This is a genomic window from Dokdonia sp. 4H-3-7-5 (genome assembly GCF_000212355.1).
Lineage (GTDB): Bacteria > Bacteroidota > Bacteroidia > Flavobacteriales > Flavobacteriaceae > Dokdonia.
This window is the reverse complement of sequence record NC_015496.1, coordinates 2,683,139-2,697,049: the sequence shown is the minus strand read 5'-3', so window position 1 is coordinate 2,697,049 and position 13,911 is coordinate 2,683,139. Positions and strand designations below refer to the sequence as shown.

At 37.7% G+C, this 13,911-nt stretch carries 11 protein-coding genes; 7 read left to right on the top strand and 4 right to left on the bottom strand.

The genetic code is table 11. The annotated features are described in order from the left end of the window. Window positions 1-143: 143 nt before the first annotated feature. The 3 genes from KRODI_RS12020 to KRODI_RS12010 are packed head-to-tail and all read left to right on the top strand — an operon-like array spanning window position 144 to window position 5,970. The gene (locus tag KRODI_RS12020; RefSeq protein ID WP_013751880.1) at window positions 144-3,230 is read left to right on the top strand and encodes a membrane protein; all 3,087 of its coding nucleotides are present in this window, start codon (window positions 144-146) and stop codon (window positions 3,228-3,230) included. After that, window positions 3,227-4,462: a hypothetical protein gene (locus KRODI_RS12015; RefSeq protein ID WP_013751879.1), complete on the top strand. Its 1,236-nt coding sequence runs from the start codon at window positions 3,227-3,229 to the stop codon at window positions 4,460-4,462. Before KRODI_RS12020 ends, KRODI_RS12015 begins: the two co-directional genes overlap by 4 nt. Continuing rightward, entirely contained in the window at window positions 4,459-5,970 is a 1,512-nt protein-coding gene (locus KRODI_RS12010) for a glycoside hydrolase family 2 TIM barrel-domain containing protein (protein WP_013751878.1), read from the top strand. The genes KRODI_RS12015 and KRODI_RS12010 overlap by 4 nt, the downstream gene beginning before the upstream one ends. Here KRODI_RS12010 and KRODI_RS12005 read toward each other — a convergent pair whose 3' ends face one another. From KRODI_RS12005 to KRODI_RS15770, 4 genes are all read right to left on the bottom strand, one after another. After that, entirely contained in the window at window positions 5,971-7,173 is a 1,203-nt protein-coding gene (locus tag KRODI_RS12005; RefSeq protein ID WP_013751877.1) for a glycosyltransferase, read from the bottom strand. It lies immediately after the preceding gene. Window positions 7,174-7,212: 39 nt separating this feature from the next. Continuing rightward, window positions 7,213-7,512 carry a hypothetical protein gene (locus KRODI_RS12000; protein ID WP_013751876.1) on the bottom strand — a complete coding sequence of 100 codons (300 nt, stop codon included), beginning with the start codon at window positions 7,510-7,512 and terminating at the stop codon, window positions 7,213-7,215. 344 nt (window positions 7,513-7,856) lie between these two features. Beyond that, a complete protein-coding gene (locus tag KRODI_RS11995; RefSeq protein ID WP_013751875.1) occupies window positions 7,857-9,095 on the bottom strand; it encodes an oligosaccharide flippase family protein in 1,239 nt (412 codons plus the stop codon). 9 nt (window positions 9,096-9,104) lie between these two features. Continuing rightward, window positions 9,105-9,239: a hypothetical protein gene (locus KRODI_RS15770; RefSeq protein ID WP_013751874.1), complete on the bottom strand. Its 135-nt coding sequence runs from the start codon at window positions 9,237-9,239 to the stop codon at window positions 9,105-9,107. Window positions 9,240-9,843: 604 nt separating this feature from the next. Between KRODI_RS15770 and KRODI_RS11990 the strand changes: the two genes are divergently transcribed. The 4 genes from KRODI_RS11990 to KRODI_RS11975 all read left to right on the top strand — a co-directional run bounded on the left by KRODI_RS11990 (window position 9,844) and on the right by KRODI_RS11975 (window position 13,801). Next, window positions 9,844-10,203 carry an endonuclease domain-containing protein gene (locus tag KRODI_RS11990; protein WP_013751873.1) on the top strand — a complete coding sequence of 120 codons (360 nt, stop codon included), beginning with the start codon at window positions 9,844-9,846 and terminating at the stop codon, window positions 10,201-10,203. Between the two features lie 512 nt (window positions 10,204-10,715). Further along, complete coding sequence (locus KRODI_RS11985; protein WP_013751872.1) at window positions 10,716-12,737, top strand: tetratricopeptide repeat protein; 2,022 nt, start codon at window positions 10,716-10,718, stop codon at window positions 12,735-12,737. Window positions 12,738-12,962: 225 nt separating this feature from the next. Next, window positions 12,963-13,472 (top strand): hypothetical protein, encoded by a 510-nt coding sequence (locus KRODI_RS11980; protein ID WP_041295696.1) that lies wholly within the window; start codon window positions 12,963-12,965, stop codon window positions 13,470-13,472. A gap of 5 nt (window positions 13,473-13,477) precedes the next feature. Next, window positions 13,478-13,801 (top strand): hypothetical protein, encoded by a 324-nt coding sequence (locus KRODI_RS11975; RefSeq protein WP_013751870.1) that lies wholly within the window; start codon window positions 13,478-13,480, stop codon window positions 13,799-13,801. Window positions 13,802-13,911: the final 110 nt, after the last annotated feature.

Below are 13,911 nucleotides of genomic sequence, written 5' to 3'. Positions count from 1 at the left end.
TCGCTTTTCTCGTTGACAGCCAGTGTTTTCGATGGCTAGTGGCTTACTATAGACGGTTACCACTCGTCGAAGGTTAAACCATTTATCGAAAGAACTATCTTTGATTCAGAATATTAAAAAGGGTATCTTTTCACTCCCAAACAATGCAGTCAAAAACAAACAAATACCTAGTAAGCGCCGTGCTCCTTGGAATGATTTTCCACGGGACAGCTATGTTCTTTACTGTAGAGCGCACATATGACGCGCTTATACATTTGTTTTTTGCAAATCATTATGCAACGAGCTGGTTTGAGCCATGGAGTTATAGTTGGTATACTGGATTTACCGTCATGGGCTATCCGCCACTTGTACATCAAACTATTGGTGCCCTGTCTTATATAGGTGGACTCAAATTTGGGATGTTTACGGTTGCACTTACAGGCGTTGTGCTATTTATTACTGGTGTCTATCGCTTTACCAAAGTCTTAATACCTAATAAAAAGGTTGCAGGATATGCTGCTTTAATGGCTGTTTTTAGCTCGTCTTTCGTAGAGACGCTGCACATTTTTGGGCAACTACCTAGTATTATAGGTATCTCCGTATTAATGCACTGCCTCCCCGAAATCTATCTATGGGTAAAGACAGCACGCAAACGACACCTATTTAAAGCTCTTGCATTACTTTCGGTTACTGTTACTTCACATCACGTAACACCTATATTTGGGATGGTCTTTTTTATATTTCCCTTATTAGGTATGGTGGTTATGGATGCTGCAAGAGAAAAGGTGAATAGTACAAAGGAGGTTACTATTATCGCTTTCGCGAAAGCGGTATGGACTCACTTAAGGCGCATTGTTATATTTGGAGCTTGCTCGCTCGTACTTATCGTAGGTTGCATTTTTCCATATTGGGTAAACACGAAAAATAATCCCATCACACAGGTACCTATTCCGCATGGATCTAGAGATAATTTTCTTGAAGTGCTCTCCTCTGGTTTAGTATTCTTTGTGATTCCTTGGGGACTTTTGATGTTCTTACTGCCTTATTTTTTCTATAGGTATTACAGTAAAAGACTACTCTTTTTTGGGATATCATTTACCTTGTTATTGATTTTAGGAACCGGCGGAACTACTCCGGTACCTCTTGCAATGCTGGGAGAAAACGCTTTTAATATATTAACCTTAGATCGTTTTACATTATGGGCATCTATTATGGCGCTGCCCGTTTTTGGAGAGTTCTGTTATCGCTTTGTAGAAGGTGACTATAAAGACTACTTGCAAGAAAAATGGGGAACACTAGTGCATAGAGCGTCTGGAGCATTCTTATCACTTTTATTCATCTTTATCGCCATATTCACGATAACCTTAGGGAAGTTTAGACCGAGTCAGCCAGATGCTATAAAAATGACTCCTATTGTAAACTTCTTAAATGAAGATGAGCATTATAAATGGAGATATTTACCTCTAGGTTTTGGAGACCAAATGGCATGGCTATCTGCGCAAACTAAGGCTACTACGGTAGATGGTGATTATCACTCTGCTAGAAGATTACCAGAGCTTACCACAAGAGCGGTGGAGCGTCTCGAAAACTCAAAATATAGAGGTATAGAAGGTATAGGATCGCTCCAGCAGTTTCTTACAGTACCAGAAAAATACCACTTGAAGTATGTCTTTTCAAACGATAAGTTTTATGACCCTCTACTCTATTTTGCTGGTTGGCATAGATTGAGCCTACTAGAAAATGGTATCATGGTATGGGAAAAAGCAGGTATCGCTCCTTTGCCAAGTGTTTTACCTAGAGAAGATGCTCCGCTAGTTTTAAAGCTCATGTGGGGAATTATACCATTTACCACAGTGATCATTGCTTTTTTACTTCATTTGGGTTCGCTCTGGACGCGCTCCTTTAAAAGAAAAAAAGAGCTGCCATTATACTTTGCCTTTGCTCCAGTTTACAAGCGTGCACCGTCGCTATTGTATCGGGCATCTGTGGTGTGGACTATTATCTTACTAATTGTGATTGCCTTTGGCGGATATTTATTTTATGTTAAAAACACCACCCAACTTTCGGCTAACAATGTGGTAACGGCATATTATGATGCGGTAGATTTTAAAGAATTTGAGCGTGCCCATTCTTATCTAGATCCAGATAGTGACAAGAAACTATCTCAATTTATGTTAGAGATTTCTGTCTCAGATGGTTTATTAAGTTCATATGCGAAGTTGGATAGTCTATACATAGACATTATCCCAAAAACAGATACCACTGCTTTAGGAATTGTGGATGCTACGTGGATTACACCACTTAAAGAAATTGAAACTCACGACGAGTTACAGCTACTTAAAAAGAGAAGCAAATGGTATATCGTTCCTAAAACTGTAGATCCAGATATACCGCCTGAGCAGCTTCTCATACAGAGTGGAACTAGATTTTATAACCACGGAAAACGGGCTGTAACATCAGAGCAAACTTTTCATGAGGATGTACTCAAGCAACCAGTTGTAGAGGTGCTCTCTGCAAGACTGGTGCAACTAGATACAACCTATGCTATCGTAGGAGAAATTCAAAATGTAGATAATATCCCTGCAGATATTTCTGTGACGGGAGCAATATACAATGAGAATAATGAAGAATTAGCCAGATTTAATGCTAAGGATGTAGTTAAACATAAATTGTTACCTAAGGAGACTACACTTTACCGTATCAATTTTGAAGGTATTGCATGGGCTTCTGCCACAGAAGAAAAACCGGCTACCTATGAACCAGATGCTTTTACAGACGTTGATCTTACAGATATCCCTGTAAATTTTGAAGTACAAGTGAGCGCAAATGTTGCTACCACAGATTTATATCAAGCAGTAGATCTTTCTAAGGTGCAGCAAGAAGAAAATACACTTAATGGTTTCCTCTTCAATACAAGTATAGAAGAAGCGACCATACCACAACTGCTTATAGGCTACTATAACGAAGAAAAAGAATTGCTATGGGTAGAAAGTAGGTATATAGATGAGAGTGTGCGCCAGCAACGTAAAAGACCATTTTCTGAGCTATTATACTCAGATATCTTACCTACAGAAGTAGCCTCTGGATTAAAAACAGCTTCTGTAAACGGACTACCCAACCAGAGTATATCTGATAAGGTGGTGCCACAAAGAAATGCATCTGGAAGTGAGCAATCATTTATACCTATCAAAAATATGCCGTATGCATATATTACAATTACCACTAACAATTATGTAGGTAACCCAAAATGATAAAGCGTAGCACACACATATCATCCTTTGCTATCGTTGCACTATTGCTGCTCACGGTGTTCTGTTCATGTTCAGATAAAGCTGCAGTAAAAACAGTGCAACATACTGCAATAACATTAGAAGATATAGGTGATCAAACAGTTACAGATAAGGGATTGTATATACCAATTAGAACAGGCATCGCGCTCGACGAGCAAACTGTTTATCTAATTCTATCAAGTACCTACGCGACCATCGTTATTAAACCAGAATTACTAGATAATACAGCACAGTTTTACATCCCGCCTAGTTTTACTAAACGAAGCGGTGTCGTGAATTATAGCCTTTATAGTACTGAGAACATCACTCAAGAAGGTCAGTTCACCTTATTACCAGACACAAACCAACTAGGCACTATTGAGACATATCTTGGTCCGCGCAGTATTGTTGCAAATGTGCGCGACTACACCATGCTGGTTAGTATCCCGACAGACACACTAGATAACACCCTTCCAGACAATACTCAGGTAGCACTTAAGTCACAATTTAAATCGGCTATTACAACAACTAAGCATCCTATAAACTCTGGTTTTGTGTGGAAACGCATTTCTTCTCCACTACGCACAGGAAGAGTAAGCACAGGAAGTACGCTAGAAAATATCTCGTCAAAAGAACTCGTAGCAGATGTGTTTCCAGATGTTGCTCAAAATTTTCAGATAGAAGCAAATAGTAATCATAACTATGCAGATGGCAACGAGATCATCAGCTTTCAGAGTACACAAATACGCGATGAGCATGGCAATGTGATGACAGATGGAACGCTCGTTACTTTTTATATGACAGATGCTACAGGTGCCCACTGGCAGAATAAAGCGAGTACGGTTAATGGGTACGCTTTCGCGAAAGCGTTACACCCACAATCTCCTACCACGTGGAATGTAAGAGCAGCCGTGACAGGTATTGCACAAAGCAACTCCATAATACAGCAATTTGAATCCATCATTACCTCTATCCCTACTCCAACAATAACAGAAAGAAACTTGATTGTAGGACCGCTTACAAGCTACTTAGGACAATTAGTGCAAAACGGAATTGACGTATCTGTCACCATAGGAAAAGAAACCCGCAACGGACAAACGAAAAATGGTGAGGCTACCTTTTATCTAAAAGAAGAAGATTATCCTACTGGAACGTATGACGTTGTAGTACGTTGTTTAGGACTAGAAAGCAACGCCCAAATATTAATAGATTGAAAAGTAATAAGACGCTATATCGTATTTTAATTTTGGCTGGATTTATTCTCATAAATGCAGGTGTGCTCTATGGCATCAGTCAGGTGATTGCTTTTTTAAACACGGGTGCAGATAGAAGTAAAATGCTCCATCTGGATGAAACAAAAGACCGTCATTATGTGCCAGAAGTTACTTGGGAATCTATTGAAAACCCTGGACGACCTATGGAAGAAGCAAATCTAGCGAGTATAGAAGAAGACTATCTAGATGCTTGGTATGTAAAAAATAGGGCTTTTTACACCGGAGAAGATGCAGGGATTTTTGACCATTATACAGAACGCGCTCGAGGGAAAGTTCTTGACTTACTAGCTCTTAATAATGAAACAAAAACCTATATAGAAAGCACAACGCTTACACATCACCTCTCTGTAGAATTTTATAGTGCAGATGGTACTCTAGTAGTGCTCACAGATCGCAATGTGACTGGTGTAGAGCGTGTTTTTAAAAATGAACAATTTCTCGTACAACGAGCTTTTAATAATGACTATAAAATTATATTGCTGCTAGAAGATGGCTTCTGGAGGGTACGTCATTTTGAAAAAGTAGCCTCACATCCTGTCGAAATTAAAAATGAAACTATCCCTCTAGATCTTGCTATGCTGGAAGGTATGAATTATTACCCACAAGGAAGTCCTTGGGACACCTTTGGCCCTACATTTAGTAAGGACACACTCGCTACAGATTTTAAAATTATTAATGATCTTAAACTTAATTCCATAAGAGTCTTTGTAGGTTTTGAAGATTTTGGAAAAGCACGTGTTCCTAAAGAAAAGCTTGAGAAACTCACCTCACTTCTAGACGAAGCAGAAAAAGCAAAACTTAAGGTTGTAGTCACACTTTTTGACTTTTATGGAGATTATCGCATACAAGACTGGACTATTACAAATGCTCATCTGTATAGTATCGTGACGCATATAAAAGACCATCCTGCATTATTAGGTTGGGATATTAAAAATGAACCTAACCTCGATTTTGAAAGTCGTGGGGAGCGGGAAGTATTATCGTGGCTGAGTCAAACGATAGATTATCTCAAGACTATAGATAATACGCATCCAGTAACTATAGGGTGGTCTTCACCAGAGGCTGCGCTACATCTTGAAAAGCAAGTAGATATTGTCTCTTATCATTATTACAAAGACCTTGAGGATCTTGCAGCAGCTCACAAAGTACTTACAGATGCCACTACTAAGCCTGTGGTTCTGCAAGAATTTGGTCTTGCAGCTTATCACGGATTATGGAATCCTCTAGGACCTAATGAGGACGATCAAGCCGCATATTTTAAGGAGTTTTATATAACCCAGAAAAGAGATAGCTTACACTATCTCTCTTGGACACTTTACGACTTTAGGGACATACCGACTGAAGTGGCTGGTAGATTACCGTGGCGAAAGAACAAACAGGCTTTTTTTGGAATTGTGAATACACTTGGGGTGAAAGACGATGCCTATTTGATTATTAAGAACCGGTAATTATGCTACCTTCAATATTACTTCGTTATTAGTAGTACTTCTTCCAGCAAAAACATCTAGATACATCTGAGCGATACGGCTCATAGGTAATGCTGTTGCTGCTTTGTAGTTAGCTTTTGCTATTTCTGTTCTGTACGTTTCATTCATTACTAGGTTTTCTATACCAGATGCAAGACTGTGCATACTTTCTGGATTAAAGAACTCACCTCTATATCCTTCTTCTTTTACTAAGATGCTCAAATCTCCTAGATCTGGCATTACTACTGCTTTACCATAGCTTCCTGCTTGGTGCAATACTCCAGAACTTCCAGTAGTAGATGTGTATGGAAAAACTACCATCGCACTCTCTGAGAATATCACTGGTACATCTTCTTCTTCTACATAACCTGTAAAAGTAAGATTAGGAACATGCTTATATCTCTCTTGTACTTCGGCTAGATATCCTGGTGTGTTAGGGCTATCTGTTCCCGCAATTACGATTTCAAGATCACGTCCTGTGTTTTCTCTTACCTTTTGTACAGCTTCTATAAGTATTTCTACTTTTTTATAAGTTCCAAATTTTCCAAAAGTCATTATCTTAAGAGGACCCGGAGCAGCTTGGTAAGAAGGTTCTAATGGAATTTCAAAAGTTCCATGAGGGATGAGTACGCAATTTTTTGCGTTATATTTTTCTTCTAGGATAGTTACATACTTACTGATGGTAAGTGCTACAGTATCTGCTTTAAGAACTACACGAGTAAGCATCTCTCCAATAAAGTTATAGGCTTTAATTTTAAGTTTATTAGATGTAAATCCTGCGCTATCAAGATCTACAGTTTCCATAATATTGTGAAGTAACACCGTTGTTTTTACTCCCATTAACTTAGAAACCCAAGGAGAAAACAGTCCTAGAGCCGCTGCTACTTTCTTATCTCCAAACTTCATAAACTGTAGGTTATAAAGTACTGCATCTGGCTTTGTAGTTCTTACTGCCTTTGCAATAGATAGTACATTAGATAAGCTGTTAAATTTCCAGCACTGCTTTACGGTGATTGCACATCCATCTTCTTCAAAAGTGATATCTGCTTGTTCTGGAGTTACATCTGTAAGAAGTACAAGTTCTGTTACTTCTTGGTTTTGACGAAAGTGCTTAACTAAGTGATATGCATATTCGTTTAAAGTTACTTTGCTCGGTGGATAGGCCGTTACGATTGCTAATTTCATGATATATAGATTTGATGTTGTTGTAGTAGTATTCTTTTTTTATGCTGCTGCCTGGTAATAGTTGGCTTCACTATTTAGCTGTGCATATAATTCTTTTACTGCTGGCTCTGGATAGCTAAAAAACTTAAGTGATTTTTCTTCTGAAATTTCAGCTTGTAAGTTTTCTAAAACACTTACTAGCTTCTTAGTTCCCTTTTTCACTTCACATAGGTTGATGATTACATTATCTTGTATTGTAAGTAATGCTTTGAAGTATCCTTTTACTTCTTGAACGTGTGTGCTAGATACTTTTCCTTTGATACAAGTTACTCCGTAAATGTTGTTGATTTCTAAAGCCATGATATTTATTTTTAAGTAGTTATGTTTTTTTGATAGTACAAATATGCGGCTTTGCTTTCGCGAAAGCGGACCAAAAACGTTTACTCGACCATTAGTGTAGACGAATGGTATTTGACCTTCGATAAACGATTTTTGAAAATAGGCGGTTTATCATGTATATAGCTCAACAGACTATATTACAGCACTTAAGAATGCTATCAAAACTATTTTCTATCAATGTAGAACATATTAAAAGGACGACGCTTGCATGGCAATAGCAGTTTTATAAAGTATTGCTAAAACAAAACCCTCTTATCAAAGCAATAGCTTCTATAAGAGGGCAAACTACAATCTGGGGGTATATTTTACTTTACTTGCATTTTCCAGAAGTAAAGTAGTTGTGCGATAAGTAAACCACCCATCGCTGCAACTTGGGCTAACACAACATCAAATAACGAATCGTGGAATAATATGATTAACACTATTTGTAACACTCCAAAAATGGCCGCAATTACAATAGGCTTATAATGATCTAGGGATAAATAGTAGTAGGCAAAAATATTAGATAGAGCAAAAAAAGATGTGGCAAGAGCATACCAACCAAGTAAGGGAGCAATTGCCATATATTGATCTCCAAAGAGGACCTGAACGGCAAATGATGGGAATAGAAAAGTGAATAATACAATCGCACTTGCAAGGGCTGTGATGTAACCTACATACTTCATAAGTACTGGAACAGAGTTTTTACCCTCTTTACGCATGGTTACTACGGTAGGAAGTAATAACATTACAAACATCCAAGTTACGAAATATACAACGCGACCTATAAGAGCTAGTGAGGCATACAATCCTGCATCATACGATGGGAAAAAATGCTTGACTAGCAATATGTCACTATTATTACAAATGATCTGAGTAAGCTCGTAACATGCTGTGAGTACAAAAAACTGAGTTACGGCCTTACTCTCTTTTGAGGTAAGTGCTGTCTCTATTGCTTTTTTTGAAGTGAGTTTCTTAAAAGGAAACACTCCAGCTATAAAAGAAATTGCTATTGCTGTAGATACTGCTACAGAGGATTCTATATTGAAAAACAGTAAGAATGCAAAAGTAAGAGCAAGTCTACATACCATCTCTAGCTGATACGTGACAGAGAGTTCAATAAAAGATTTGCGTCCTTGAAGGTTTCCACGATTTACACTCATCACAAAATATAGTGGAACTGCTAAACCAAAAATGGTAAACATTATAGGAGATGCCGTTTGAAAAAGCGATTGCAATGATGTTGCAAAAACTACAATCATCGCTCCAAGTATAATTCCAAAAGTCGTCGCCTGCTTATAAGCTTTTTTTACAAAAGCTTCTTGTTTTGATGCGTCAAACTCTGTAGTAAACTTTGCAACTGCGAGTTGGAAAGTCATCGCTACAAAAGATAATACTAGAAGTAATGTAATTAATATAGCAGCATCTGCAAAAGCTCCAGGTCCTAGTACTCTACCTAAGCCTAAGTTATAGAGGTAATTCCCTCCATTTACTACAAAGGCACTGAGCATAAATATTTGCTCTGGTGAAAGTGCTTTTTTGATTTTTTGTTGGATTGCGATCATGATTGATGATTAATAAGTCATTAGTTGGATAACTGGCTTATCAACCTTTCTATGCACTACATTTAATGTAGCTCCTGCTGACATCGTTCTTGCGTTGTGCACTATTCTTAATGTGCTTTTGTTGTTTATTACTGTAAGTCCCATAATAGTTTGTTGTTTGATTCTGGTACAAAGATGCAAGCAATTAAGAGGCTTTCGGTTGAAATTTCGATGAGCACATTTTTACTGTAGACGAGTGGTAGGATTTCTTCTTTAAAGTATGTTTTAGGGTTATATCGCTTTCGCGAAAGGTTAACTTGTTACTATATAAGGAGAGGGTTTATAGATTTTTAGGGTGTGAAATATTTAATTTTCAACTTCTCTGTTTCTTACTCGCACGCAAAAAACATCTCCACCCAGCCTCTGTGCATTCCTCTCGGTCGTTCCTCCCTCGTTGGATGCAAGAAAGAGGAGGAGTAAAAAAATAGAAAGCCCCTCTTGGAACTTGCCTCCGACGAATGACTTTAGGAATGAGAGGAAGGCACATTTGGGGAGATGTAGCAACGATTTTCTTACTCGAACGCAAAACATCTCCACCCAGCCTCCTCTTCGAAGAGGAGGAGTAAAAAAAATGAAGCCCCTCTTTGAACCTGCCTCCGACGACTGAAGTATGAAGGAGAGGAAGGCACATTTGGGGAGATATTAGCAACCTAATATATTTAAAAAAATATCTATTTTATTGATTTACATATATTTACAACAAAAACTAATGCGAAGATTGATTCCATACCGTAGAGACTTAAAAGAGCGAGCTCAGGAACTGAGAAAGAATATGACGCTAGCAGAGTTAACTCTTTGGGATAAAATCAGAAGAAAGGCAACCGGAGCAGAATTTCATAGACAAGTGCCGTTATTAGATTACATCGTCGATTTCTATTGTCATGAAATAGGTCTTGCTATTGAGTTAGATGGAAGCATTCATGAAAACCAAATCATAGAAGACGGACTTCGTCAAGGTCGTCTAGAGGAGAAAGGTGTACACTTCTTAAGATTTACAAATGAGGAAGTGTTTAAAGATATAGATGCCGTTATTATTGCTATTGAAGATAGAATAGAGGAATGTTTGTAATTGACTTAGTTGTTGTTTTTCTCACTCGAACTCAAAACATCTCCTCCCAGCCTCCTCTTCGAAGAGGAGGAGTTAAAAAATAGAAAGCCCCTCTTCGAAGAGGGGTTTGGGGAAAGCCCCTCTTCGAAGAGGGGTTTGGGGAGATGTTCGCAACAGTAAGAATTTATCAAACCTTAGAAGGAGAGGAAGGCACATTTGAGGAGATGTTAGCAACAGTAGGAATAATTCAAATCTTAGATTGAGAGCAAGCCACATTTGAAAAATGTGTGCAACATCTACCTAAAACTCATCACTACCCTATTTTCACCTATCTATTTACAACGCAACATAAAAGCCTAAAAATTAGATGGTTCTTGGCTAAATATTGAATATTTTTATTACCTATAAACTCAAAACTACCCTTTACCAGATCTTAACCTCCACCAGTCGACAATAAGTGTCGATGAGTTGCAATTATCTTCAGATTGAAATCTTGATACATGACCATAACTTGCAACTGTAAAACAAACGTAATGAGAATAGCAACATTAATTATCGTCTTCCTTTTAAGTGCAACAACATACGCTCAAGATATGTCTGCAGGTTTCACTTTATTAGAAACTGGAAAATATGAGGAGGCAAAAGTTTTTTTTGGAGAAGTACTTAATGACTATCCAGATAATAAGACAGCAAGACTCTGTTACGGTCGTGCTTTAGGCCTGAGCGGTGATAGCGCAGAAGCTAGATTATTATTTACAACACTAAAAGCAGATTACCCAACAGATTTTGAAGTTGGCTTAAACTATGCCGAATCTCTTTTATGGGATAGCGATTTTGGCGCTGCAAAGGACTTTTATGAAACCCTCGTTGCCAAAGACAGTACAAGCTTCTCTGCCCTACTCGGTTATGCAAACACGCTTTCTAACCTTAAGGAATATGACGCTGCAATCACTTATGTAAACAAAGCACTTACGGTACAACCTGGTAATGCAAATGCTGCCGTGTCAAAAAAGTTTATGCGTTTGGGTAAAGCAAACCAACTTACGACTGCTTTTCAATATGATGCTGCTATACAATTGCTTAAAAGTGCTCTTGAGGATATGCCTAACGATGAGCAAATCATAAGCGCGCTTGCAAATACGTATATCGCAAAGAAGGATTATGAGAATGCAAACACGATGTATAGCCAACTTTCAGATACCTTAACTTCTCAGGTAGGAAAGTCATTAGTTGCTCACTTACAGAAGGACGACAAACTTGCTTTATCACTAGCGCAGGAGAGTATCGCTTTCGCGAAAGCGGACACTACAAAAATCATTACCGCAAACGAGCGCTATATCCAGGCACTTATCTGGAACGGAAAATACGCCACGGCAAGAACTGCCATTGCCGATCTAAAAGTGACATTCCCAACAAACCAGCGCGTCGCTGCACTCAAAGCTACGCTAGGGATGTACACTGGGACTTTCAAGAAGAGTATCGAGGTGTATAACGGTATCCTCGAGAAGGACAGTGCCTCTTTTGACGGAAACCTAGGGATTGCAAATGCATACCGCGCACAGGGGAATCTAGATGAGGCTTACGCTTTCGCGAAAAATACCTTAACCTTCTACCCTAATCAGAAAGATGCTACTGGGTTAATGAAAACAATAGAAAGTAGCCTTGCTCCAGTGATTGAAACACGAGCTGCCTACACTTCTGATAATGGCGATAACCAAGCTTACTCTGCTGGAATGACGGCAACCCTACCATTTACAAGTAGATTTAAAACAGTGTTCTCATATAACTATAGAACTACTGAAAATATGACTACAAATACGATGGCATATAATACAGATGCATCTATAGGTGCTCACTATAGAGTGATTAATAATACGTGGTTAGAAGGTACGCTAGGGTTTGTAAAAGCAAATGCAAGCGAAAATGAATACACCGATGTAAATGGATCTGTTTTTATAAAATCAAGACCACTACCACTACAATATTTAGAGATAGGATATAGCAGAACGTTACAAGATTTTAACGCAGCGCTACTAGACGAAAAGATATTTATGAATAACTACTCCCTTAATTACAATATGGGAACAAACATTAATTTAGGTTGGTATTCTGGTCTTATGCACACGCAGCAAACGGATGGCAACTCTCGTAACTTACTATTTACTTCTTTATACTACAACTTTACAAAAAACCCAACGCTTAAAGGTGGTATCAATTACCAGTATGTAGGTTTTAAGGATCAAGTACCTACCTTATATTTTAGCCCATCAAAATACCAAGCAGTTGAGTTGTTTCTAGATCTTACAGGACAAGCAGGAAAGTGGAGCTATGCAGCAAACGCTGCTGGAGGTTTACAAGTAGTAGAAGAAGATGAGGCTACCACGCTATTTCGCTTAGAAGCTAGACTACAATATGCAATATCTAACCGTTTTCAAGTGGGTGCTTATGGAAAGTACAGTAACATCGCCTCTGCAACCGCAGCAGGATTTGAATTCATGGAAGTAGGCTTAAAACTGAGATGGCAAGTGCTTGAAAAAGGAATTATAAAGATGTAATCTTTAAGATGCTATTTAACAAAAAAAAACGCCCAGCTGGGCGTTTTTTTTTGTTATAACATACAGATTATACTTCTTCATAGAGTTAGTATACTGTTAGTTTTAAGAAGCATAGAACTGCAATAATCATTGTATATTTAAATCAAACTAACACGACTGCAATCTCGATTGATAAAGAGAGCTGCACTGGCTTTATGTTGTAGGTTGTTAAGTATAATTTGACAGATGAAACTAATGGAACACCGAAGAATTATTAATAAGAATCCTCAAGCATATGAAACGGATTTAGAATCTGAACGATTAGTTAAATCAATAATTAACCATATTAGGAATGATTTTTCAAATGTTAGATTCGACAAACAGAAAAGAGAGATTTTAAGAGAAATAGTAATTCTACTTTTTGAGGCTCAAGAGCACAGACCATTTTTTCACGTGGAAGGAACTGAATTACCTCTTTGTTGGAATAGACCTTCGGACTGGAATATTGATTATATAAAATATGAATGGGGACATTTACTATCACAAAATCAAATGCCTGAAAAAAGTAGTTCGATAGAAAATATTGGTCTTTACTCTGCAAGATGTAATCAGCACATTCAAAGTAGTATGAACATTCAAGAACTTATGGTTTATGGAGGACTTTTAGCTCAAAGAATATCTAATGTTTTAACAAATAGAAGAATATTATTTGCTTCTAAAAAATGGAATAACTTAATAACTAGTCTTTATGATTAATTAATATGGCAAATAAATGGGGAATTCCGATTGAAGTAGAAAACTTAGTGTTATCAAGAGATAAATCTTGTGTTTATTGCGGAGTAACGTTTACGGAAGACGACAAATCCAGAAAAACAAAACAATCTTGGGAACATATAGTTAATGATATAAGAATCAATGGAGTTGATAATATTGCACTTTGTTGTATGTCTTGTAATGCTAGTAAAGGTGCTAAATTACTGGAAATATGGCTTGAAAGTAAATACTGTAATGACAAAGGAATTACGAAAGACAGTGTTGCTCAAGTAGTGAAAGAAGCATTAGATAATCAACCTAAACTACAATGAATATCCCCATAAAACAAACAACTCAATTAAAACACAAGCCTAGCTCAACTCCCCTCAGTAAGCACTTCTAAGCTAATCTTAACCTATAATTTTCGCCATTTGATCTTACT